This window comes from Amycolatopsis sp. CA-230715 (assembly GCF_018736145.1).
In the GTDB taxonomy this organism is placed as follows: Bacteria; Actinomycetota; Actinomycetes; order Mycobacteriales; family Pseudonocardiaceae; genus Amycolatopsis.
The window spans coordinates 8,200,227-8,222,705 of the sequence record NZ_CP059997.1 but is presented as its reverse complement, the minus strand read 5'-3'; the positions used below and the strand labels follow the sequence as shown (position 1 = coordinate 8,222,705).

The window sequence follows — 22,479 nt, the reverse complement described above, 5'->3', positions numbered from 1 at the left end:
CCACTATGCTACGGGGAAGTAACTTTGTCCAGGAGGCACCGGAGGCACTGTGAGGACCGAGGCACGCACGACGCGCAAGCGCCGCACCTACGCGGCGCGGATACCGGCGAGCCAGCGCCGCACCGAGCTGCTCGACGCCGCGTTGCACCTCGTGGTCACGCAGGGGCACAGCGCGGTGACGATGAACGCGGTCGCCGAAGAGGCCGGGGTGACCAAACCCGTGGTCTACGGGGTGTTCGTGAACCGGGCCGATCTGCTCCGCGCGCTGCTGCGCCGCGAGCAGGACCAGGCGCTCGAACAGATCCTGACCGTGCTCCCCGAACGCTTCGAGGACCGGCTCGGCGACGATCCCGGCGCAGTCGTCGCCGACGTGCTGGCGAAGTTCCTCGACGCCGTGCGCGCGAAACCCGAGCGCTGGCACTGCGTCGTGATGCCGATGGCGGACATGCCACCGGAGTTCCACGCGGCGCGCGAGCACGCCAGGACCCAGGTGCTCGCGCGCGCGGAAGAGCTGGCGGCGGCGTTCCTCTCCGCGGTCGGCTCCCCCGCGGGACTCGACGCCGACATCGTCGGCAACACTGTGGTGACCCTGTTCGAGATGGCCGCGCGGCTCGTTCTCGGTGACCCGGCGCGGTTCCGGCCCGAGCGGTTCGTCACCGCGATCCAGGCCGCCATCGGCCTCATGCACCCCGGGGAAGACCAGTGACCACCGAACGGATCGATCCGCCGATGGCGGCGGACGAGCGCACGATGCTGCGCGCCTACCTCGACTACCACCGCGCGACGCTCGCGTTGAAGTGCGAGGGCCTCACCGACGACGAGCTGCGCCGCCGCTCGATGCCGCCGTCGACGCTGACCCTGCTGGGGCTGGTCCGGCACCTGGCCGAGGTGGAGCGAGCCTGGTTCCGCCGCGTGATCAACCGCGAGGACATCCCGCTCGTGTGGTCGGCCGACGGTGATTTCCAGGTCGCCTACGACGCGAGCGAATCGACCAGGACCGAGGCGTTCGACGCCTGGCAGGCCGAAGTGGCGCACTCGCGGCGCATCGAACGCGAAGCACCGTCGCTCGACATCACCGCGCCGGGGCGCCACGGCGGCGAAGACGTCTCCCTCCGGCTGGTGATGCTGCACCTGATCCACGAATACGCGCGGCACAACGGTCACGCCGACCTCCTGCGCGAAGGGGTCGACGGGACCGTCGGCGTCTGAACTCAGGCCAGTGACGGCAGGAAATCGGAGAACTCGGCGAGGAACCGGTCGATCATCCGCACTTCCTCGCGGTCGAGGCGGTGCGCCGGTTCACGGCAGTAGGCGCTCACGAACAGCCCGCGCCTGGCCGAAATGAGCTTCTCGGCCGCGACGATCAGTTCGGTGTCGAGCATCCAGTACGAGATGTAGGGCAGCAGCCTGCGGTGCAGTTCGTCGCCACCCTTCTCGTCCCCGCCGGCGAACCGCCGCCAGATCTCGACGTAGATCTCGGTGAACGAGCACCCCGGCTGGCTCCCGACCGCGCCGCGGCGGTAGGCGTCCGGCAGCTGCACTCCGGCGTACCCCTCGACGGCGGCCAGCGGCGGGTCGCCCGCGGCCAGCTCCGCGATCAGCGCGCCTGGCGGGCTCGATTCCACTTTGATCAGTGCGAGATTCGGGTGCTCCCTGGCGATCGCGGCGATCGTGGCACCGTCCAAAGAGGTCCCGGTCTCGGTCGGCGCGTACTGCAGCACCAACGGGGTCGGCGCGATCGCGTCGAGCACCGCGGACACGTGCGCGACGATCGCGCGCCGAGACGGCGAAAGGAAGTGCGGCGGGAGGAGGTTGATCAGGTCCGCGCCCGCCTTCACCGCCGCCGCGGCGCGCGCGACGGCGAGCCGGGTCGCGTGGTCCTGCACGGCCACGATCGCCGAGACGTCGGGACGCCGCGACGTCTCGTCGAGCAGCACGCCGGTGAGCACTTCACGCTCGCCCTCGGTGAGTTTGTGGAATTCCGAAGCGAAGCCGGGGAACATCACGCTCGTCACGCCGGTGCCGAGCACGTAGCGGACGACTCTGCGGAACCCGTCGACGTCGATGTCACCGGAATCGGAGAACGGCACTTCCAGCACCGGAGACACCCCGTTCACGACGGCGGTGGCACGGTCGGCGAGTGCGGGCGTAGTGGACATCGGCGTTCACCCTTTCGCTTGTGCTAGCGCGTGTTTCCAAAGCGGCGGAGCCGCTTGCTGTGGGCCGTCAGCTCGCACCGCCGGAGGTTCTGACGTGGTTCCTGGCGAGGACAGCGCCAGCGTGGTGAAGGCACTGTCGCGCGAAGCGCGTCCGTGGGGGCGGTGGTCGGGCTGGCGGGAGGGGGGTCATGAGTCGGCGATCCCGGAGCCAGGCAGCGCAGCGGCGCGCAGCGCCTCCGTGGGGGGTGGTGGCCGGGCTGACGGGTGGGCCACGTCAGGTTCTCCCACCCGCACCGCCACGCAAACCACTTCCAAAACACCTCCTACGACTTCGCGGGCTGTTCGGCGCCGAGGAGCCCGAGCACGGTGCCCCCGAGCACCGCGGCCCGCTCGGCTTCGCCGATGGTCCAGTCCGTGATCCGCGCGAGCTCGGACTTCGCCACCGTGTAGGGGGAATCGGTGCAGAACACACAACGCGCGGTCCCGATCTCCGGGTCGCGCCCGAACTCGCTGAGCACCGTGTCCCACGGCGCGTACGAGGTGTCGGCGTAGAGGTTCGCCGCGTGCCGCAGGGCGGGCGCGGCGTCGATCCAGAAGTCCGTGGCACCGCTGCGGCCCATCAGGAACTCGACCGACGGGTGCCGTCGCGCGAGCGTGGCCAGCGGAAGCGGCAGCGCCGTCGGCGGGGTGCCGGTGCGGACGTAGACCAGCCACCGCCGGTCGGCTGCGAACTCCAGCAACGGGTCGAGCAGTCCGTCGAGCAGGTCGAAGCCCTGGAGCACCGGATCCACCGCGAGCGCGACCGCGCCTTCGTCGGCGGCCTTCGCCAGCTCGTCGAGCGCGCCCTTGCCCAGCCACGGGTTCGCGACCGCGTAGGCGAGCAACCGCCCGCCGGAGGACCGCGCCGCGCGTGTGGTCAGCTCGTTGCCCTCCCGGTTCGCCACCGCGGTGCACCGCTCCCCCGGCGCCACCAGCGCGCGATCGATACCGAGGACATCCATTGTGGACAGCAGCGTGGCCGCGTCGAGCGCCACCTCGCGGCCGTCGCCGATCCGGACGTGTCCGTCCACTGTGGTCATTCTTCCCCCTTGACGGACAGCCCGAGCGCGCCGAGCGCGTCCGCGTGCACGATGCCCTCGATCGCCTCTTCGGGGATCCTCGGCAGCTTCGTGCCTTCGAGGATGTCGTTGACCCGGCGCAGCCCGGCGATCGCCTCACCCGTATTGGCGATCGGGAAATCACTGCCCAGCAACAACTTCGAGGTGCAGCCCCATTCCACCGCGGCCAGCAGCGACTGGTAGCACACCCACGGCCGCAGGTAGATCGACGAGACGTCGGCGTAGACGTGCGGGTGCTTGCGGATGGTCACCACGGTCTCGGTGCCCCACGGGTGCCCCATGTGCGCCATCACGATTCGCAGCTCCGGGAACCGCAGCGCCACCTCGTCGGTCACCAGCGGGTAGGTGTAGCGCAGCGGCGCGTGCCGCATCGGTGACGCGCCCTGGTGGAACAGGATCGGCAGGCCTTCGCGCTCGCAGTAGCCGTAGAACGCCAGCGCCTGCTCGCACAGCGGGTCGAAGTCCTGGTAGTTCGGGCCGAGCTTGACGCCGACGAGCCCGAGATCCCTCGCGCGCTCCGTTTCAGCGAACACGTTGTCCCACAACGGGTTCACCGACAGGAACCCGATCCGGCGAGACGGGGCGGCGGCGACGAACTCGGCGGTGGCGTCGTTCGTGCGCTCCGGCGGATAGGGCAGCCCGGTCATCGGCTCGGGATCGTCCACCGCGATGTTGAACACGATGCTGACGTCCGCGTCCGCCATCGCCTCGTCGTAGTCCGCCCACGAGTTCGTCGTCGTCACCGGCCGGTCGGTGCGCCAGCTCGGGTACACCTTCTTTTCGCCCTCCGGCACCGCGTCTCGGTGCGTCGGGGTGTGCGCGTGCACGTCGACGATCAAGCGAACCGCCTCCTCAGGTCTTCCCTCGGCGCCACGCCGAGCCCCGTTCCGGTACCGAGCCGGACCCGGAACCCGTTGCTGTCCAACGGTGTCTCCAGGATGTCGTCGGCGTAGTAGTGCGCGCCGATGATGTCCGACGGGAACGCGCTCAGCGAACCCAGCGCGCAGGCGACGTGCAACTGGGCCGCCGCGCCGAGCCCCAGCTCGCCGTTGGAGCCGATCAGCACGTCGAGCCCGAACGCACTCGCCAGTCCGCCCATCGCCACCGCGCGTCCCGGCCCGCCAGCCTTGCCGACGTAGAGGCTGATCACGTCCGCGGCACCGGCGCCGATCACGCGAACCAGATCCTCGGTGCCGAACACGGCTTCGTCGGCGATCACCGGGAACCCCGCCGCGCGCAGGGCGGCCATGCCGTCGAGATCGCCGGGCGCCACCGGCTGCTCGACGAACGCGGGCGAGTAGGCGGCGAGCGCGCGCACCGCGGTCGCAGCCTCCGACCGGCGCCAGCCACCGTTCGCGTCCATGCCGAGGAACGCCTCCGGCCCGGCCAGTTCCCGCGCCTTCGCCATCCGCGCGATGTCACCGGCGACGCCGAGACCGACCTTCACCTTGAACGACGAGAACCCCGCCGCGACGGCGGCCGCATACGCGCGTTCGATCTCGTGGCCGTCGCCGGACAGCGACAGCTTGATGGGCACCTCTTCCCGGTACGGCCCGCCGAGCGCCGTGGTCAGCGGCACGCCGAGTGTGCGGGCGTAGGCGTCCCACAAGGCGATCGAGACCCCGGCCTTGGTGAACGGATTGGCCGCGAGCGCTCTGTCCATGATGGACTCGAGGCCGCCGACGGGGGCCAGCGCCTTGCCGAGCAGCGCGGGGGCGAGCACCTCGCGGACGAAGTGCTGTGCGCTCGCGGCGTCCTCACCGCTCCACAAGGGAGTCGCGCTGACCTCGCCGTAGCCTTCGACGCCCTCGGTGGTGACGACCCGCACCAGCAGGAAGTCGGACCGGTCGTGCGCGCCCTTCGCACCGCGGACCACGAGATCGCCGCGGGCGGGGAGGCTGACCGCGAGGGTGTGCAGCGCGGCGACCCTGGCGGTCATTTGAGCCGCCCGGCGAGCAGCGCCCTCGGCGTCGTCACGAGCATGTCGGTCTTCTGCTCCTCGGTGATGCCCCAGCCGTCGATCTCGGCGACCCGCGCGACCGCGTAGTGCTGACTGGCCTCATCGGACAGTCCGGCGTCGGTGCCGAACAACACCTTGCCGCGCGGGGCATTCGCCAGGATGTGCCGCGCCGCATAAGGCGGCGTGCCGCAGATGCACAGGTACAGGTTGTCGGTCTCGACGGTGAGGGCGAGTGCTTCGCGCCAGCAGTCGTGCAGTCCGCCGTGGCCGAGCACCACCGGCAGCTCAGGATGGCGGCGCGCGAGCGCGGCGATCTGACTCGGCGTCGAGTAGGGCGGCGTGCCGTCGTGGGACAGCAGGATTCCGCCGTGCGCCTTCACCACTTCGCAGATCGGGTCGAGCGCGGGCTCGTGCATGCTGAAGCCCTGCAACCACGGGTGCAGTTTCAACCCGGCGAGGCCGAGCTCCCCCAGCATCCGCTCGGTCTCGGCGACGGCGTTCGCGTTGCGCGGGTTGACCGTGCCGAACCCGACCATGCGGCTCCGGTCGGCGGCGACGAACTCGGCGAGTTCGTCATTGGACTCGGGCGTCGCGTTGAACAGGCCGTCGTGCGCGAGCAGGACGGCGGCGCCGATCCCCGCACCGTCCATGAAGGACAGGAACTCGCGCGGCCCGAACTCGGCGCCGCCGAGCCAGGTCCCGGTGTGCCACGCCGGGGTGTGCGTGTGGAAGTCGACCATGGCCGGTCCGGTCATAGCGCGCTCCCGAGTTCGACGAGTCGTCCGGTCAGTTCCGTCACGCACTCCTCCAGCCACGCTTTACCGCGGGTCTCGTTCGCCCGCTCCGGTTCGTCGGTGTAGCCGTCGATGCGCCGCCACGCACCGGCGTCGTGCAGGTCGACTCCTTCCACTGTGGACTCGGGTGGCACGGCGGGCCGCCGCCCGCGCTCCCTGACCAGTTCGGGCCGGACCGCGAGCACCATCGCGGTCTCGAACTCCCCGGCGTGCCCCGGCACCGGCGTGCCGTCGCCAGGCGCGGAGAGCAGTTCCCAGTAGTGCACGATCGCGACGACGAGGCCGTGCCGCGCGGACAGCGCCGCCGCGGCCGCGTGGCAGACCCCGCGGTTGCCGCCGTGCCCGTTGACGATCACCAGCCGCCGCCCGCCGTCCTCCACAATGGACCGGCCGAGATCGGTGAGCACCGCGGTCATGGTCTCCGCGCCAAGCGACAGCGTGCCCCCGAACGACAGGTGGTGGTCCGAAGCACCGAAGGCGAGGCACGGCGCGAGCACCAGGTCCCTGGCCGAGGACGCCGAGGACGCCAGTGCCGCGCGCTCGGCGACCGTGCCGGACAGCAGCGCGTCCGTGCCGGTCGCCAGGTGCGGTCCGTGCTGCTCGGTCGCGCCGATCGGGAGAACCACGATCCCGTCGGGCAGGACCGCCTTCAGCTCGTCCCTGGTGCATTCCGCCCATCGCCAGAGCGTCATCGCGCGCTCATCTCGGCGGCCGCGCGCTCGCTCGTAGCCAGCGCGGCGAGCCCGTCGGACAGATCGGGGCTCGGTGATTCCCGCACGCCGGTCATCAGCTCGACGAACCGCGTCAGCTGCCGGTCGAAGCACCGGGTCGCGCGGTCGGGTTCGAACACCACCTTCTCCACGCTGCGGCCGTCGTCGAGCGTGAGGTCGAACGTGCGGCCGTCGACGAGTACGTGACCCCGATCGCCGAGCACGCTGATCTCGCAGCGCGGCAGCGCGCCGGTGAGCCAGCCGAACTCGGCCAGCACCACCGTCCCTTGTGGATAGTCCAGCCGCGCACCGCACAGGTTCGGTTCGGCGAGCCCGTTCCTCGTCGCCAGCGACCACCCGTCCCGGATGTCCGAAGGGGACCCGCCGAAGAGGAACGAGAACCAGTCGAAGACGTGCGCGCCCTCGTGCACCACCGGCATCCCGTGCCGCAGCGTCTCTTCGAGCCTGGCCGCGTGCGCGGGATCGGACTCGTCGCGCCGCTCGTCGTAGATGTGCGCACGCACCAGCAGCCTGTCACCGAGACGACCCTCGACGATCCACTCCCGCAGCAGCTCCAGCGCCGGATCGTGGCGGTAGGTCAGTCCGACCTGGACCCGCGCGCGTTCGCCTTCGGTCAGCGCGTCCAACGCCTTCGCTTCCGCGAGCGAGGTCGCGATGGGCTTTTCGGCGAGCACGAACTTCCCTGCCTTCGCCGCTTCGACGACGAGGCCGGTGGTCACCCACGGCGGCGTCGCCAGCACCACGCCGTCCACATCGTCCACTTCGGACAGATCCGCACAGGACGGTGCGCCCACCGCGGCCGCCGCCGCGGCGCGGCGTTCGGCGTCGGGGTCCACGAGCGCGGCGATCCGCACGTCGTGGTTGCGCAGCAACGCGGGCAGGTGCGCGCCGAGCGCGATGTCGCCGAGCCCCACCAGCGCGATGGTTGCCGGTGTCATCCGCGCACCCGCTCGTCCAGCGACGGGATCGCGGCCAGCAGCGAGCGCGTGTATTCGTGCTGCGGGTTCTCGAAGATCTCCTCGCGCGTGCCCGTTTCGACGACCTCGCCGTGGTGCATCACCGCGAGCCGCGGCGCCATGTACCGCACCACGGCGAGATCGTGCGACACGAACAGGCAGGTGAGTCCCAGCCGGTCCTGCAGATCGCGCAGCAGCTCCAGTATCTGCGCCTGGATCACCACGTCGACCGCGGACACCGCCTCGTCGAGCACCAGGAACTCCGGCTCCAGCGCGATCGCGCGCGCGATGTTGACGCGCTGGCACTGGCCGCCGGACAGCTCGCGCGGGTACCGCCCCGCGAACGAACCCGGCAGGCCGACCAGGTCGAGCAGTTCGGCGACCCTGGCCTTCCTCGCCTGCTTCGACGCGCCTTCGTGCACCGCGAGCGGGAGCCCGATGATGTGCTCGACGGTCTTGCGCCGGTTCAGCGAGCCGACCGGATCCTGCAGCACCACCTGCATCGCGCGGCGCTTGCGGCGCAACTCGCCCTTGCCGAGCGAGAACAGGTCGACGCCGTCGTAGCGGACCGTGCCCGAGGTGGGCGTGTCGAGCCCGAGGACGAGCTGGCTCAGCGTCGACTTCCCCGACCCGGATTCGCCGACGAGGCCGAAGGTCTCCCCTCGCTTGATCTCCAGCGACACGTGGTTCACCGCGGTGACCCCGGTGCCGAACCGGCGGACCAGGTCGTCCGCCTCGACCAGCACGTCACCGGCCTCGGTGGCGGGCGCCGCGGGCTCGCGGTCCAAAGTGACCACCGCGCCCAGCAGTTCCTTGGTGTAGGCGTGTTTCGGCGCGGTGAGCACCTCGCCGAGCGCACCCGACTCCACGATCAGTCCCGAGCGCATCACGTGGATCTCGCGGCACAGCGTCGCCGCGACCGCGAGATCGTGCGTGATGAACAGGATCGCCATGCCACGCTGCTCGGCGAGCCGGTCGAGCAGCGCGAGGATGCGGGCCTGCGTGGTGACGTCGAGCGCGGTGGTCGGCTCGTCGGCGATCAGCACGTCCGGCGAGCACGACACCGCCATCGCGATCATCACGCGCTGGCGCATCCCGCCGGAGAACTGGTGCGGGTAGTCCTTGACGCGCTTCGCCGCGTCCGGAACGCCGACCTCTTCGAGCAGTTCGACGGCGCGCGCCCACGCGTCCTTCGGCGAGACTTCCTGGTGCGCCCGCACGGCTTCGACGAGCTGGGCGCCGACCGTCCGGACGGGATTCAAGCAGGACAACGGGTCCTGGTAGATCATCGCGATCCGCCCGCCCCTGGTGCGCTCCATCTCGCGCTCCGGCGCGGTCACCAGGTCGTGGCCGTCGAAGAGCACCTCGCCCGCGGTGATCACCGTCGGCTCGGGGTTCAGGCGCATGACCGACAGCGAGACCATCGTCTTGCCGCTGCCCGATTCCCCCACCAGCGCCGCCCGCTCGCCCGCGCGCAGCGTCAGGCTTACGCCGTGTACCAAGGATTTCGGCTCACCGGACGTCCGCACGCCGACGTGCAGATCGTGCAACCGCAGTACTTCGTTCATGAGCCGCTCCGGTGCAGGACCTTCTGCAACTGGTCGCCGATCGTGTTGAGCGCCGCGATCGCCGCGATGATCAGCAACGCGGGCATCAGCGGGTACCAGATGGACTCGTACAGGCGGTCGTAGCCCAGCTTGAGCAACGTGCCCCACGAGGCGTCCGGCGGCTGGATGCCGAGCCCGACGAAGCTCAGCGTGGCTTCCAGCATGAGCGAGGTCGCCACGTTGAGCGATGCCTGCGCCAGCAGCGAAGGCATCGCGTTCGGCAGCACCTCGGCGAACAACGTCCGCGTCCTCGACACCCCCACCGCGTCGAGGCCGTGGACGTAGTCCGACTTCAGTTCCGCCAGCACCGCCGAGCGGGCGATGCGGGCGGTCAACGGCGCCATCAGCAGCCCCGCCACCACGGTCATCGCGACCAGGTCGGAGCCGAACGCGGCGACGAACACCAGCGCGAACAGGATCGTCGGGATCGCCAGCGCCGCCTCGGCGATCCGCATCAGCACCTCGTCCACCCAGCCCGGCCGCGCGGCCGCGACCAGGCCCCAGGTGACACCGACGACGAGCGCGATGAGCGTGGCGCCCGCGGCGAACCCGAGCGAGAGCTGGCCCGCCTGCGCCACCCTGGACAGCAGATCGCGGCCGAGTTCGTCGGTGCCGAACGGGTGCGCGAAGCTCGGGTCGGCGAACTTGATGCGCGCGTTGATCTTCGTGGCGGACTGCAGCGCGAACGGCTGGATCGCGGCGAGCACCACGAACACCGCGAGCACCACGACCGCGACCACCGCGGGCGGACGGGAGAAGAACCGCTTCAGCAGGCCGGGCCCCGCCTGCGCGGGGGCATCGGGCCGTGGTTCGGGATCGCCGAGCGGCGACGCGGCACCGGGATCGACGGCGGTCATGCGGCGGCCACCTCCCCGACGCGCAGCCTCGGGTCGAGTACCCCGTAGAGGATGTCGACGACCAGGTTCACCAGCACGAAGATGGCCGCCAGCAACAGAACCGTGCTCTGGATGACCGCGTAGTCGCGTTTGTACACCGAGTCGACGATCAGCGAACCCAGCCCCGGCCAGCGGAACACGTACTCCACCACCACCGCGCCGGAGAGCACCGCGCCGACGGTGATGCCGAGCGAGGTGAGCGCGGGCAGCAGCGCGTTCGGGAGCACGTGCCGCAGCACCACCGCGCGGCGCCGGATGCCCTTGCCGACCGCGGTCCGCACGTGCTGCGATCCCTCCACTTCGGACAGCGAAGCGCGCAGGTACTTGATCAGCGGCGCGGAAAGGCAGATGCCGAGCGTGAGCGCGGGCAGCGTGAGCGCGGCGAGGTTCCCGAAGAAGTCCGTGGTGGGCGCGACGTAGTCCTTGTTCCCGACGATGCCGAGCTTCACGGTGAACAACGCGATCAGCACGATGCCGAACACGAACGGCGGTGCCGCCATGCCGAGCGTGGTGTACCCGCCGACGAACCGGCCGAGCCACTTGCTGCGCAGCACCGTCGGCGCCACCGCCAGCACCAGTGCGAGGACCACCGCGAGCACGACCCCGGCGAAGGAAAGCTCGAGCGTCGGCCCGATACGCTGTCCGATCAGGACGTCCACATCGAACTGGCTGAAGTACGAGCGGCCGAGATCGCCGGAGAACAGGCCGGCCACCCAGTGCCAGTACTGCACCGGGATCGGGTCGTTCAGGCCCAGCTCGCCCCGCAGCTCGGCCAGCGCGCGGGGGTCGATGCCCTGCGCCGCCCCGACCTTCGTGATGGTGGGGTCGCCCGGCAGCAGCCGCAGCACCACGAAGATCAGGATCGACACCAGTACCAGCATCAGCGCACTGGCCCCGAGCCGGCGCAGCACGTATCGCGTCATCGCCGAACCCTTGCTAGGCCGCGAATCCGGCTTCTTCGAGGTGCAGGGTCCCCTCCGCCTGCACCCACGCCCCGCGCACGTTCCCCTGCGCCACCGAAAGGAACGCGGTGCTGCCGAGCACGATGATCGGGTTCTCCTTGTTCAGCACCTCCTGCGCGGTCTTGAACGCCGCGTCCCGCGCCGGACCGTCCCCTGTGGACTCGATGGTGGCCACCGCGTCGTTGTACTCCTTCGGCGCGGCCCAGTTGCACTCGCAGGTGCCCTGCGAACCTTCGAACCAGGAAAGCGCGTAGCTGTCCGGCAACGGGGTGAACGACACGTAGTTCGCGGCGAGCATCCCGGGGAACTGCTTGCCCTTCGGGTAGAACTTCGCGCTCCAGGTGGCGTTCTCGTTGCTCTGGATGTCAAGCGTGATCCCGATCTTCTTCAGGTCCTCCTGGAGGATCTGCGCGATCGTGGTCCACTCCTGGTTGCTGCCCGCCTTCGTCCAGAAGGTCAGCTTCGCGCCCTCGGTGACGCCCGCTTCGGCGAAGAGCTGCTTCGCCTTGTCCAGGTTGAACTCGTGCTTCGGCAGCGCCTGGTCGTAGTACTTGTTCTTCGGGTTCACCACGACGTTGCCCGGTGTCGAAACCCCGTAGCCCGCGTAGCCCGCCTCCATCATGGCGTCCCGGTTCGCCGCGTACGAAAGGGCTTCGCGCGCCTTCGGGTTGTTGAACGGCGCCGACTTCGTGTCCAGCTCCCACACCACGTAGGCAGCGGGCTCGGTGGCGGTCAGCAGCTGGCGGCCGTCCGTGGCGAGGTTTTTGACCACGTCGGGGGAAACCGAGCCGAACACGGAGAGGTCACCGGAGCGCAGCGCGGTCTGCGCCGCCGTCGCGTCGGCGTAGCGCGCGATTTTGATGCCGTCGAAATGCGGTTTCGCACCGAAGTACGCGTCGTTGCGGGTCAGCTCGACGGCCTGGTCCGGCACGAACGACTTCAGCTTGTACGGGCCGGTGCCGTTCGCGGTCTTGTTGACGTTCGCGATGTCGTCGACGTCGGTCATCTTCACGTCGATGACGTCGGTCGGCAGCTCGGGGTTCGCGGACTTCAGGTCGATCACCAGCGTCGCCGGGTCGGGCGCGCTCACCGTCTGCACCATCGCGATCTTCGCGGCCACCTGCGCCGTGGAGTTCGGCGCGAGCACCTTGTCGAAGTTCTTCTTGGCCTCGGCGGAGGTGAACGCCTTGCCGTTGTGGTACTTCACGCCGGGGTGCAGGTGAAAGGTCCACTTCTTGAAATCGGGCGAGTGGTCCCACGAGTCGGCGAGATCGGGCTTCGCCGAGTTGTCCGGCGCCCACTTGCTCAGCCCGCTCCACAGCAGCGTCTGCAACTGGGTCTGCGCCGCGCTCGAGATCTTGTTCGGGTCGAGCTGGGTGACACCGTCGACCTGGCCGAAGACGAGTGTGCCGCCGTCCTTCACCGGGCCCTGCCCGCTGTTCGCGGACGGCTTGACCTCCGGGCCGCCGGAACCGCCGTCGTCCCCACCGCACGCCGCGGTGACCGCCGCCATGGTGACCGTCGCACACGCGACGGCGAGACCCCGTCCAACTCGCACGCGTACCTCCCGCTGTGATGCGGCCGCGTTCCCCAGTGGACCGACGGACCGGCTCGGGTTGCTGCTTCGGATGCTGCCGTGACTTATACGTTATTTCGAAGATAACTTCTTCAAACTGAAGATGGTAGAACCGCCGGTGACCCCGCGCAAGGCCCGCGCGCCCGCTCAGAAGCCCCGTTTCGCGGAGATCTCCCTGCCGTGGCGCACCACCAGATCCGCCGCGTACGCGAGCTTCGGCCCGATGAGGTCGCGAGAGAACCCGGTGACCCCGATCGACCCGCTGACCCTGCCCTCGGCGTCGAAGATCGGCGCCGCGAGGCACGCGATGTCGGCCTGCTCTTCCTCGTCTTCGAGCGCGTAGCCGACCTGGCGGACCTTCGCGAGCTGGGTGCGGAACGCCCGCGCACCCGACCGCGCCGCCTTCGGGCCGGTGCCCGCGGCGAGCGTGGCGAGCAGCGGTTCCAGCTCGGCGTCGGGCAGGAAGGCCGCGATCGCCCTGCCCAGCGCGGTCAGGTTGAACGGCGACACCTTGCCGGGATAGGTATCGAACTGGATGAACCCCGGCGGCGCGGCCTTCGCCACGTAGACCACGGAAGTGCCGTCCAGCACGCCGATGTGGGCAGGCATGCGCAGCTCGTCGGCGATCGCGCGCAGGTGCGGCTGCGCCACCTCGGAGAGATCCTCCTGGCGGATCAGCGGCGCCGCGAGGTCGTAGAGGCGCAGCGTCGGCCGCCAGAAGTGGCTGCGGCCGACGACCGTCCGCGTCGCGTACCCCCGCTGCTCCAGCGTGTACACAATGGACGCGCAAGTGGCCAGCGGAATCTCGGTAGCCCTGGCGAGCGCGGTCAAGGTGAGCCCCTCCTCGGCGGCGACGAGCTTCTCCAACACCGTCAGCGCGCGGTCCACCGCGGGCGAGGCGGGCCGGTCCCCCTTGCCCTGGACGACCGGGTCCTTTTGCGCGGTCATGGCCACCCTGCTTTCCCTTCGCTTTCCTTCACACTTTCGTGCGCTTCCGCAGCGCACGGCGGTGCGCGTGTCACCCACCAGAGTCACCGCAACGGCCCTAGCCGTGGCCTGACCCAACGAGGAAGATCTTCATCTTCAGCTGTTCGTATTTATCTTCGATATACGGAGAATACTATGAAGGGTCCCCACTGGAGAGCACTGATATCCCTAGTCACCGCATCGTGCGTGGTCACCGCGCTCGCCACCGCCCCATCGGCGGCCGCGCAGCCCAGCACCGACCCCGCTGTCCCGACCGCGCGCGTGAAGGACGCGCCGCTGTCCGACATCAACCGCAACGTCGTGCCACCCGGCGGCATCAAGGCCGCGATGACCGGCGGGAACACCGTCTTCGCCGACGTCCGCGAGGCCAAGCCCCGCGCGGACGGCTACCGCCACATCGATACGCCCTCGCTCATCTCGAAGCTCAAACGCGAAGGGTTGAACACCTACGTCTACGGGATCTGGGACTCGCCGACCGACTGGGACGACCTGCGCACCGAGTTCGCACCGGCGGCCGGGCGCGCCGGGATCCGGATCTGGGTCTACGTCGTGCCACCGTCGGAGTGCATGGACAATCCGGTCCCGAGCCGCAGCGGCCGCTGCTCCCGGCCGTACAAGCTCGACTTCGTCTCGTGGGCGCGTGAGATCGCGAAGCTCTCGGTGGCCAACCCGAACGTCGTCGCGTGGGCCATCGACGACTTCCTGGTCGGCGCCAACAGCGAGCTGTTCACACCCGACTACATGCAGAAGATCGTGGACAGCCAGGATTCGGTGAACCCGAAACTCGGTTTCTACACCACCGCCTACTACGGCGAAGCGGTCAGCGACAGCTTCTACGCCCGCTTCGGCCCCTACATCGACGGGATCGTGTACCCGTATCTCGGGTACAGCAACAACACCCAGGACCCGTCCGCGGTCGGCCCCAACCTCGACACCATCCTCAAGCAGACCCAGCCGCGCGGGCTCGGCGTGCTGTTCCTGCTCTACACCAACAGGTTCCTCGACGCGGCGAACCCGCCGACGGAGACCTACGTGGCCAAGTCGATCGAGAACGCGATGCCGTACGTGCGCGACGGCCGCATCCTGGGCATCAACAACTACGGGCTGCCGCTGGGGGACAAACCCGCGCTGGCCGGCGACAACCGGGCCGCGCACGGCATCGGCCGGTTCTCGGTCGCGCTCGCGAGCTACGCGGGCACCCGCGCCGGTGAGTACGGGCAGGCCGAGCAGACGGTGCTGGTGAACCCGTTCGCGCGCCGCAAGACGATCTCGTTCGCGGACTTCGACTGGTACTACGGGAACCTGGGCGGCTCCGGGTACCACTACAAGCAGCTGCTCGTGGACGGGAAGGTGGTGTGGGAGTCCGACGTCACCGACGCGGGCGGCGACACCTACCAGCAGCGGACCGTCGATGTCACGGATGCGTTGCGCGACAAGGTTTCCGCGACGATCGCCCTGCGGGTGATCGACAAGTACGGCGTCGGCGACTACCCGCTCGACATCGGGTTCGACGACGTCCGCGGCGACGGGCTGCTGGTGCTCAACGGCGGTTTCGAAGGCGACTGGGGCTGGAAGATCTCCGCCAACGGCCACTCGATCCTGCCCTCGATCGACCTGTACGCCACCGACCGCCCGGCCAGGATCAGGGACGCGGTCGCGCTGAGCATGCGCGGCCTGCCCTACTTCGCGCCGCCGGTCCCGCCGGAGCGGCAGGGCCCCGGGTACCGGACGGACAACTTCGCGATGTTCGGGCACGGCAGGCTCAGCCTGTCCGCGCCGCCGAAGACCCCGATCCCCGCGGGCGGGTGCGCTTCGGCGACGCAGGTGATGCGCGTCGACCCGTCGTCGGCGCGCTACGAGATCTCGTTCTGGGACTACGACCAGTACGCCAAGACGCAGGCGATCCGGGACTTCCTGTCCAAGCGCCTGCTCATCGACGGCAACGAGGTCTACCACCACGACATCTCGGACGGCCCGGAGTACACCTGGATGAACGGGGACGGCGGGCAGGGCCCGATCGACATCAGCGCGTTCGTGCGCGGTAAGGACAAGGTCACCGTGTCCTACCAGCTGTGCGCGGATCGTTCGATTCCCGATCTGGCCATCGACGTCGGCGTGGACACGATGACCGCGGTCGGGCTCGACGTGCGCAACCCCGGTTTCGAAAGCACCGGCGACTGGGCGCTGACCACCACCAACCCGGTGCTCAAGCCCGCGATCAAGATCGTCCGCTGACCGTCCGATGTGGACACCGACCCGGTGCGGGGCGCCCCTGCTCCGCACCGGGTCGGTCTTCGGCAGCGTGCCACGCGAGGGCCGGGAAAGGTGGCGCTGGAGTCCCCGAAGGCCACTTTCGGGGCATGGCCCTGCGGAAGTCGGGCGTGCGAGGGGTGGATTCGCGGCGTCTAGCGCCCCGAAGGCCACCTTCGGGGCATGCGCAGCCGCGCCCGCGCACCTGCGAGGGCCGAGAAAATGGCGCTAGATTCCCCGAAGGTGGCCTTCGGGGACCAACGGCGCTCCCCGCCACCGGTCTCGCGGAGCACCCGCGACTGGTTCCCGACAGCACTGTGGCCTCGGGACCGCAGGCCGCTGCCGCGATTGCGCGCGGGCATGTCAGTCGCCCGCGGCGGCCAGCAGGCGCCGGTATCGCTCGTCGCGGGAGGCGAGTAGTTCGGTCACTTCGTCCGCGGTGTAGTCGCGGAAACCGGCACCCGCCTTGACCCCCACGCGGCCGTCCGCGACCAGGTCCGACAGTTCGGCCGGGACCGTGAACCGCTCGCCGTAGGCGGCTTCGAGGGTTTCCAGGATGCTCGTGTAGACGTCGAGCCCCGCCATGTCGGCGACCGCGAACGGGCCGAAAGCGGGCAGCCGGAAGCCGAAGGTCCGCCGGACGACGGCATCGACCTGCTCCGGTGTCGCGGACCCGTCGCGGACGCAGTTGAGCGCTTCGAGGAACAACGCGAGCTGCAACCGGTTGGCGACGAACCCCGCCCCGGCACCGACCTCGATCGGCTCCTTGCCGATGGAGGTCAGGAACGACACGGCACGCCGCACGGTCTCGTCGCTGGTTTCGGGCGCGCGGGCGACTTCCACCCCTGGCACCAGCTCGGCCGGGTTGAAGAAGTGCGTGGCCACGAAGCGGTCCGCGGCCGGGACCGCGCAGGCCAGATCCTTGATCGGCAATGAAGACGTATTCGTCGCCAGCACGGACGAACTTCCCATAACGGGCCCGATCGCCCGGTAGACCTCAAGTTTCGCGCCCATGTCCTCGAAGACGGCTTCGATCACGAGATCGGCGCCCTCGACCGCGTCCGCGAGCGCCGCGCACGGTTCGGCCAGTTCGTCCAGCGGCGCGTGCGGCGTACCCGGCGCCGCTTCGACCGCGCTCTCGTACCGCAGCCTGATCGCCCGCATTCCCTTGTCCACCACGGAAGGCCGGTCGTGCACGCGGACGCGCGCGCCGCCGAGCGCCGCCGCGACCGCGATGCCCTGGCCCATGGTGCCCGCGCCGATCACCGCGACCGACTCGACGGGTTCGCCCATGACGTTCCTCCTCGCCGTATCGCGGCGATCCCGGGAGGCCCCTTGACATCCCTCGCCGCCACCCTGAATGTATACGTATTCAAGCCAGGAAGGGCAAGGGTGTGGTCACCGCACGCGAAGTCGCGAAACTCGCCGGCGTCTCGCAGGCGACCGTGTCGCGCGTGCTGCACGAGCACACGTCGGTCAGCGAGGACGTGCGCCGCAAGGTGCGCCGCGTGATGGCGGAAACCGGCTACCAGCCCAACGGCGCGGCGCGCGCGATGCGCACCAACCGCACCGGCACCGTCGGGCTCATCGTCGACGACATGACGAACCCCTTCTACCCCGAGCTGATCAGGGTGCTCGGCGCCGAACTCGGCGCGGCCGGGCTGCGGATGATCCTGTGGGACAGCGCGGGTCCCGGCGAGCGCGCCGCGCTCGACGCGATCGACCAGCGGCTCGTCGACGGGCTCCTGTTCACCACCGCGACCGCCGCGTCGGTGCCGCTCGCGCGCGCGATCGACCGGGGCGCGCCGGTGGTGCTGGTCAACCGCACCGTGCCCGATCTCGCGTGCGATCAGGTGGACAGCGACAACCACGCCGGCGCGGCGGCCGCGGCGAGGTACTTCGCGGCGGCGGGACGGCGCGAAGTCGCGCTCGTCGACGGCCCGCTGGACGCGAGCACGGCGCGCGATCGCGGTGCGGGCTTCCGCGACGGCTGCGCGGGCAACGGGCTCGACCTGCCGCCGTGGCGGATCGCCGACGGCGGGCTCTCCCACGACGGCGGGCGCGCGGCGATGGCGCGCATCCTCGCCGGTGGTCCCGCGCCGTCGGCCGTGTTCTGCGCCAACGACTTCAGCGCCTTCGGCGCGCTCGACGCGCTCGCGGAAGCGGGCCTGAGCGTGCCGCGGGACGTGTGGGTGATCGGCTACGACGACATCCCGATGGCCGCGTGGGGCGCCTTCGGCCTGACCACTGTGCGCCAGCCGCTCGCCGACATGGCGGCGACGGCCGTGTCCCTGCTGCGCGAACGGGTCGCCGAACCCGGCCGCGCCGTGCGGCACCAGCGCTTCCGCAACGACCTCGTCCCGCGGCGCACGACCGACGGGCAGGAGGCAGTTCGATGATCGCGGTGATCACCGGCGCGGGCCGAGGAATCGGCAAGGCGATCGCGGTGCGCCTCGGTGCCGATGGCGCGACCGTGGTGCTTTCCGGCCGTGACACCGAATCACTCGAAGCGACCGGTGCGGAGCTGACCGCTGTGGGCGCGACCTGGCACGCCAGGCCGCTCGACCTCACCGAACCGTCCACTGTGGACGATCTCGCGGCGTGGGTGGTGCGCGAGCTCGGCGCACCGGACGTCGTGGTGTGCAACAGCGGCGTCGGCGGCCCGTCCGCACCGGTGTGGGAGGTCGACCCCGCCACGTGGGAAGAAACCTTCGCGGTCAACACCGCGGGCGCCTTCCGCACCGTCCGGGCCTTCGCGCCGTCGATGATCGACCGCGGCGCGGGGTCGTTCGTGCTCATCGGTTCGATGACCGGAAAGCGGCCCCTCAAGCACCGGGCCCCGTACGCGGCGAGCAAGCTCGCGCTCGTCGGGTTCTGCCGCACCGCCGCACTCGACCTCGCCCCGCACGGGGTGCGGATCAACGTGGTGTCACCGGGTTTCGTCGAGGGCGAGCGCCTCGACTGGGTCGTCGGCGCGCAGGCGGAGGCCACCGGAACGGACCCGGCGTCCGCCCGCGCGACGATGCTCGGCTCGGTCCCGCTCGGGCGTTTCGTCGCGGGGTCCGACGTGGCGGCCGCCGTCGCCCACCTCGCGTCGCCCGACGCGGCCTCGATCACCGGCGAGGACGTCAACGTCAGCGCCGGGCTCGTCATGTACTGATCCCAGTCCCACTCGAGAGGAAGGGCGGTCCCCGATGGCGGAGTACCTGAAGCAGGGCTGGCAGCACGACGCCGCGCGCAGCGAAGAAGTGGTGAAGACCGTCAGCCGGATCCTGCACGACGTGGAAACCGAAGGGCTCCCCGCGATCCGGCGCTATTCGGAGCAGCTCGACAACTGGAGCCCCGAGTCCTTTGTGGTCGGTGCGGACGAGATCGCGAAGGCCCGCGAAGCCGTCCCGGACGAACTGGCACGCGAACTCGAATTCGCGCTGGGCCAGGTGCGCAACTTCGCCGCGAAACAACGGGAAACGCTCACCGATCTCGAGGTCGAGACGTTGCCGGGCGTCGTGCTCGGGCACCGGCACATCCCGGTCGGCGCGGCCGGGTCCTACTCCCCCGGCGGCCGGTACCCGCTCATCGCGTCGTCGATCATGACGGTCGCGGTGCCGAAGGCGGCCGGGGTCGGCACCGTGGTCGCCGCGGCGCCGCCTCGGGAGGCGGCCGGGATCTACCCGCCGCAGCTGTACACAATGGACCTCGCGGGCGCGGACGTGATCCTCTGCCTCGGCGGGGTGCAGGCGTTCGCCGCGCTCGCCTTCGGCGTCGAGGACGTCAAGGGCGTCGACATGGTGGTCGGCGCTGGCAACGCGTTCGTCGCCGAGGCGAAGCGGCAGCTGTTCGGCACCGTCGGCATCGACCTGCTGGCCGGGCCGACCGAGGTCGCGGTGATCGCCGACGAGACGGCGGATCCCCGGCTGGTCGCCGCCGATCTGCTCGGCCAGGCCGAGCACGGGCCGAACAGCCCGGCGCTGCTCGTCACCACTTCGCGCCCGTTCGGCCAGGCCGTGCTGTCCGAAGTGGACCGATGGCTGGCGGGGCAGTGGCCGACGAAGGAGGTCGCCGGCGCGGCGTGGCGCGAGCACGGCGCCGTGGTCGTCGCGGACTCGCTCGAAGAGGCCGCGGCCATTTCGGACTCCTACGCCCCGGAGCACCTCGAAGTGCAGACCGCCGACGACGACTGGTACTTCGAGCACCTGCGCAACTACGGCTCGCTGTTCGTCGGCCCGGAGTCGACCGTCGCCTACTCGGACAAGTCGATCGGGACGAACCACGTGCTGCCCACCGGGCGCGCCGCGCGGTACACCGGCGGGCTGTGGGTCGGGAAGTTCCTCAAGACGGTCACCTACCAGCGGCTGACCCCGGACGGCGGCGCGCTCGTCGCCCCGTCCACCGCCGCGATCGCCGACGCCGAGCTCATGTTCGGGCACGCGCTCACCGCGCGGCTGCGGCTGGACGAGCGCGCGGGGTCAACCCCGAGGTGACGCCGCGCGGGCGGCTGTGCAGGATGGGCCGGTGGATCGCGACGAGGACGGCACCGGCGGCACCGGTGCCGACGACGACACCGGGCCCATCCGCCGCGTGCCCGGCGGCGGCCCGCTCCCGCCCGGCGGCAAGCGCCGCCGGGAAGACCGGCCCGACCTGCGCCGGACACCGCCGCCGGCCGGAAAACCGGCTGAGCGCAGGGAATCGGGCAGCCGCGAGCCGCGGCGGCGGCCGACCGGCGACCCAGTCCGTCGGCCCAGACGAGCGGCGGACGGCCCTCGCCGGGAAACCACCCCAGCGAAGCCCAAAACCGGCGTCGACCGCAAACCGCCTGCCAGCCAAGGAAAACGGCAACCGCCGAAGAAACGCCCACCGGTACTGGACCCCGAGATCGGGCACGGCCACGGACACGGGCACACCCCGGCCGCGCCCGCGTCCCGGCGCGTCCGGCTGCTGCTGATCTGGCTGCTGGTGCCGATCGCCCTGCTGACCGTCGCGGGCACGCTCGTGCTGTACCCGTGGGGCACCGCCGCGCCGACGAGCGCGGTGCCGCAGGGCACCCCGGTGCACGGCGACATCACCTCGCTGGCGAACGGCCCGTGCCTCGCCGACGGCCAGGTGCAGGTGGGCGACCAGCCCCCACCCGGCGGGGACAAGCCGTGCATGACCACCGAGGTCAAGATGACCGACGGCGCGGCGGCTGGCCAGACCCTCAAGCTCGTCATCCCGGTCGAGCCGAGCACACCCCGGTTCTCGCTCAACGATTCGGTGGTGCTCGCCTACAACGGCGGTGACGCGCACGACCCGAACTCCTACCAGCTCGTCGACTTCCAGCGCGGGCTGCCGCTGCTGGTGCTCGCCGCGATCTTCGCGGTCGCGGTGATCGTGCTCGGCCGGTGGCAGGGCGTCGCCGCGCTCATCGCGCTCGGGCTGAGCTTCGTGGTGATCGCGCTGTTCGTGCTCCCCGCGATACTCGCCGGGGAGAACCCGCTGCTGGTCGCGATCGCGGGCGCCGGGGTGATCATGTTCATCGCCCTGTACCTCACCCACGGGCTGTCCGCGAGAACCTCGGTCGCGGTGCTCGGCACGATGGTGAGCCTGGCGCTCATCGGCGGCCTGTCCGCGGTGTTCTCGGCGGCCGCGTCGCTGACCGGGCTCGACGACGCGACCTCGACGCTGATCGGCTCGCTCGGCCACGGCATCGACGCGCGCGGCCTGCTGCTGGCCGGCGTCGTGATCGGCGCGCTCGGCGTACTCGACGACGTCACGGTGACCCAGACCAGCGCGGTGTGGGAGCTGCGGCGGGCGAACCCGTCGCTGTCCTGGCGCGAGCTGTACGCCGCCGGGCTGCGGATCGGGCGCGACCACGTCGGTTCGGCGGTCAACACGCTGGTGATGGCGTACGCCGGGGCGGCGCTGCCGGTGCTGCTCGTGTCGTCGCTGTCGGGGGTCGGCCTCTCCGCCGTGCTCGGCTCGCAGGACATCGCGCAGGAGATCGTGCGGACCCTGGCGGGCAGCGTCGGCATCGTCGCCGCGGTGCCCGTGACGACGGTACTGGCCGCGCTCATCGCGAGCCGCGAGCCGATTCCGAGTCACACCAGCCCCATCGGTGAGCAGTAGTCACACCAGCCCCGCGGACTCGCCCCGGTGTGCCGCGACCGCCCGCGGTGGGGTACCAAGACCGGTGTCCTGGCCCGCATCGAGGTGGAGCTGCCATGACTTCTGTGTTCACCGCACCGTTCCGCATCGCGGGCACCGCTTTCCGGCTCGGCAAGGCGGTGTGGGCCGCGCTCGATGCCGTCCCCCGCGTCGCGGCCACCCTCGACGAAATCCAGGCCACCGCGAAACACCTCGAACGGCTCGCGACCTACGCGTCGAACGAGCTGCCCGAACTCGTGTACCAGCTCGAAGCCGTGCGCGACCAGCTGACCGCGATCGAGAAGTCCCTGGCCGTCAGGACTTCAGCCGCACCTTGACCCGCCACGTAGACCAGCCATTGTC

The 22,479-nt window shown here is 70.5% G+C and carries 21 protein-coding genes; 8 read left to right on the top strand and 13 right to left on the bottom strand.

Features of this window, described 5'->3' with window-relative positions; all coding sequences use genetic code 11:
- Positions 1-49: 49 nt before the first annotated feature.
- A complete protein-coding gene (locus HUW46_RS38695; protein ID WP_215543646.1) occupies positions 50-706 on the top strand; it encodes a TetR/AcrR family transcriptional regulator in 657 nt (218 codons plus the stop codon).
- Positions 703-1,209 carry a DinB family protein gene (locus tag HUW46_RS38690; protein ID WP_442860881.1) on the top strand — a complete coding sequence of 169 codons (507 nt, stop codon included), beginning with the start codon at positions 703-705 and terminating at the stop codon, positions 1,207-1,209. Before HUW46_RS38695 ends, HUW46_RS38690 begins: the two co-directional genes overlap by 4 nt.
- A 2-nt stretch (positions 1,210-1,211) precedes the next feature.
- Here HUW46_RS38690 and HUW46_RS38685 read toward each other — a convergent pair whose 3' ends face one another.
- From HUW46_RS38685 to HUW46_RS38630, 12 genes are all read right to left on the bottom strand, one after another.
- A complete protein-coding gene (locus HUW46_RS38685; RefSeq protein WP_254125362.1) occupies positions 1,212-2,159 on the bottom strand; it encodes a dihydrodipicolinate synthase family protein in 948 nt (315 codons plus the stop codon).
- Positions 2,160-2,482: 323 nt separating this feature from the next.
- Positions 2,483-3,238: an amidohydrolase family protein gene (locus tag HUW46_RS38680; protein ID WP_215543645.1), complete on the bottom strand. Its 756-nt coding sequence runs from the start codon at positions 3,236-3,238 to the stop codon at positions 2,483-2,485.
- Positions 3,235-4,116, bottom strand: a complete 882-nt coding sequence (locus HUW46_RS38675) for an amidohydrolase family protein (protein ID WP_215543644.1) — start codon at positions 4,114-4,116, stop codon at positions 3,235-3,237. The genes HUW46_RS38680 and HUW46_RS38675 overlap by 4 nt, the downstream gene beginning before the upstream one ends.
- The gene (locus HUW46_RS38670) at positions 4,113-5,216 is read right to left on the bottom strand and encodes a mandelate racemase/muconate lactonizing enzyme family protein (protein WP_215543643.1); all 1,104 of its coding nucleotides are present in this window, start codon (positions 5,214-5,216) and stop codon (positions 4,113-4,115) included. The genes HUW46_RS38675 and HUW46_RS38670 overlap by 4 nt, the downstream gene beginning before the upstream one ends.
- Positions 5,213-5,992 carry an amidohydrolase family protein gene (locus HUW46_RS38665; RefSeq protein WP_254125360.1) on the bottom strand — a complete coding sequence of 260 codons (780 nt, stop codon included), beginning with the start codon at positions 5,990-5,992 and terminating at the stop codon, positions 5,213-5,215. Before HUW46_RS38665 ends, HUW46_RS38670 begins: the two co-directional genes overlap by 4 nt.
- Positions 5,989-6,723, bottom strand: a complete 735-nt coding sequence (locus HUW46_RS38660) for a creatininase family protein (protein WP_215543642.1) — start codon at positions 6,721-6,723, stop codon at positions 5,989-5,991. The genes HUW46_RS38665 and HUW46_RS38660 overlap by 4 nt, the downstream gene beginning before the upstream one ends.
- Positions 6,720-7,700: a Gfo/Idh/MocA family protein gene (locus HUW46_RS38655; RefSeq protein ID WP_215543641.1), complete on the bottom strand. Its 981-nt coding sequence runs from the start codon at positions 7,698-7,700 to the stop codon at positions 6,720-6,722. Before HUW46_RS38655 ends, HUW46_RS38660 begins: the two co-directional genes overlap by 4 nt.
- Complete coding sequence (locus HUW46_RS38650; RefSeq protein WP_215543640.1) at positions 7,697-9,286, bottom strand: ABC transporter ATP-binding protein; 1,590 nt, start codon at positions 9,284-9,286, stop codon at positions 7,697-7,699. The genes HUW46_RS38655 and HUW46_RS38650 overlap by 4 nt, the downstream gene beginning before the upstream one ends.
- The gene (locus tag HUW46_RS38645; RefSeq protein WP_215543639.1) at positions 9,283-10,182 is read right to left on the bottom strand and encodes an ABC transporter permease; all 900 of its coding nucleotides are present in this window, start codon (positions 10,180-10,182) and stop codon (positions 9,283-9,285) included. Before HUW46_RS38645 ends, HUW46_RS38650 begins: the two co-directional genes overlap by 4 nt.
- Positions 10,179-11,144 carry an ABC transporter permease gene (locus HUW46_RS38640; RefSeq protein WP_215543638.1) on the bottom strand — a complete coding sequence of 322 codons (966 nt, stop codon included), beginning with the start codon at positions 11,142-11,144 and terminating at the stop codon, positions 10,179-10,181. The genes HUW46_RS38645 and HUW46_RS38640 overlap by 4 nt, the downstream gene beginning before the upstream one ends.
- 13 nt (positions 11,145-11,157) lie before the next feature.
- A complete protein-coding gene (locus tag HUW46_RS38635) occupies positions 11,158-12,741 on the bottom strand; it encodes an ABC transporter substrate-binding protein (protein WP_215543637.1) in 1,584 nt (527 codons plus the stop codon).
- A 165-nt stretch (positions 12,742-12,906) separates the two neighbouring features.
- Positions 12,907-13,707 carry an IclR family transcriptional regulator gene (locus HUW46_RS38630; RefSeq protein WP_215543636.1) on the bottom strand — a complete coding sequence of 267 codons (801 nt, stop codon included), beginning with the start codon at positions 13,705-13,707 and terminating at the stop codon, positions 12,907-12,909.
- Between the two features lie 225 nt (positions 13,708-13,932).
- On the opposite strand from HUW46_RS38630, the gene HUW46_RS38625 reads away from it, so the two are divergent.
- On the top strand, positions 13,933-15,981 hold the full coding sequence (locus tag HUW46_RS38625) for a hypothetical protein (protein WP_215543635.1): 2,049 nt from the start codon (positions 13,933-13,935) through the stop codon (positions 15,979-15,981).
- Between the two features lie 378 nt (positions 15,982-16,359).
- Here the strand turns inward: HUW46_RS38625 and HUW46_RS38620 are convergent, their stop codons facing one another.
- Positions 16,360-17,289, bottom strand: coding sequence for a 3-hydroxyacyl-CoA dehydrogenase family protein (locus tag HUW46_RS38620; protein WP_215543634.1), 930 nt, complete (start codon positions 17,287-17,289; stop codon positions 16,360-16,362).
- 101 nt (positions 17,290-17,390) lie between these two features.
- Between HUW46_RS38620 and HUW46_RS38615 the strand changes: the two genes are divergently transcribed.
- From HUW46_RS38615 to HUW46_RS38595, 5 genes are all read left to right on the top strand, one after another.
- Positions 17,391-18,395, top strand: a complete 1,005-nt coding sequence (locus HUW46_RS38615) for a LacI family DNA-binding transcriptional regulator (RefSeq protein WP_215543633.1) — start codon at positions 17,391-17,393, stop codon at positions 18,393-18,395.
- Positions 18,392-19,156, top strand: coding sequence for an SDR family NAD(P)-dependent oxidoreductase (locus tag HUW46_RS38610; protein ID WP_215543632.1), 765 nt, complete (start codon positions 18,392-18,394; stop codon positions 19,154-19,156). The genes HUW46_RS38615 and HUW46_RS38610 overlap by 4 nt, the downstream gene beginning before the upstream one ends.
- Before the next feature lie 34 nt (positions 19,157-19,190).
- The gene (gene hisD, locus HUW46_RS38605; RefSeq protein WP_215543631.1) at positions 19,191-20,477 is read left to right on the top strand and encodes a histidinol dehydrogenase; all 1,287 of its coding nucleotides are present in this window, start codon (positions 19,191-19,193) and stop codon (positions 20,475-20,477) included.
- A 31-nt stretch (positions 20,478-20,508) separates the two neighbouring features.
- On the top strand, positions 20,509-22,098 hold the full coding sequence (locus HUW46_RS38600) for a YibE/F family protein (RefSeq protein ID WP_442860880.1): 1,590 nt from the start codon (positions 20,509-20,511) through the stop codon (positions 22,096-22,098).
- A 95-nt stretch (positions 22,099-22,193) separates the two neighbouring features.
- Positions 22,194-22,454, top strand: coding sequence for a hypothetical protein (locus HUW46_RS38595; protein WP_215543630.1), 261 nt, complete (start codon positions 22,194-22,196; stop codon positions 22,452-22,454).
- Positions 22,455-22,479: the final 25 nt, after the last annotated feature.

Coding starts and splice junctions, on each gene's coding strand:
- HUW46_RS38665 (WP_254125360.1), bottom strand. CDS start 5,992: ATGACCGGACCGGCCATGGTCGACTTCCACACGCACACCCCGGCGTGG.
- HUW46_RS38640 (WP_215543638.1), bottom strand. CDS start 11,144: ATGACGCGATACGTGCTGCGCCGGCTCGGGGCCAGTGCGCTGATGCTG.
- HUW46_RS38670 (WP_215543643.1), bottom strand. CDS start 5,216: ATGACCGCCAGGGTCGCCGCGCTGCACACCCTCGCGGTCAGCCTCCCC.
- HUW46_RS38660 (WP_215543642.1), bottom strand. CDS start 6,723: ATGACGCTCTGGCGATGGGCGGAATGCACCAGGGACGAGCTGAAGGCG.
- HUW46_RS38685 (WP_254125362.1), bottom strand. CDS start 2,159: ATGTCCACTACGCCCGCACTCGCCGACCGTGCCACCGCCGTCGTGAAC.
- HUW46_RS38645 (WP_215543639.1), bottom strand. CDS start 10,182: ATGACCGCCGTCGATCCCGGTGCCGCGTCGCCGCTCGGCGATCCCGAA.
- HUW46_RS38595 (WP_215543630.1), top strand. CDS start 22,194: ATGACTTCTGTGTTCACCGCACCGTTCCGCATCGCGGGCACCGCTTTC.
- HUW46_RS38655 (WP_215543641.1), bottom strand. CDS start 7,700: ATGACACCGGCAACCATCGCGCTGGTGGGGCTCGGCGACATCGCGCTC.
- HUW46_RS38630 (WP_215543636.1), bottom strand. CDS start 13,707: ATGACCGCGCAAAAGGACCCGGTCGTCCAGGGCAAGGGGGACCGGCCC.
- hisD (WP_215543631.1), top strand. CDS start 19,191: ATGGCGGAGTACCTGAAGCAGGGCTGGCAGCACGACGCCGCGCGCAGC.
- HUW46_RS38620 (WP_215543634.1), bottom strand. CDS start 17,289: ATGGGCGAACCCGTCGAGTCGGTCGCGGTGATCGGCGCGGGCACCATG.
- HUW46_RS38610 (WP_215543632.1), top strand. CDS start 18,392: ATGATCGCGGTGATCACCGGCGCGGGCCGAGGAATCGGCAAGGCGATC.
- HUW46_RS38680 (WP_215543645.1), bottom strand. CDS start 3,238: ATGACCACAGTGGACGGACACGTCCGGATCGGCGACGGCCGCGAGGTG.
- HUW46_RS38650 (WP_215543640.1), bottom strand. CDS start 9,286: ATGAACGAAGTACTGCGGTTGCACGATCTGCACGTCGGCGTGCGGACG.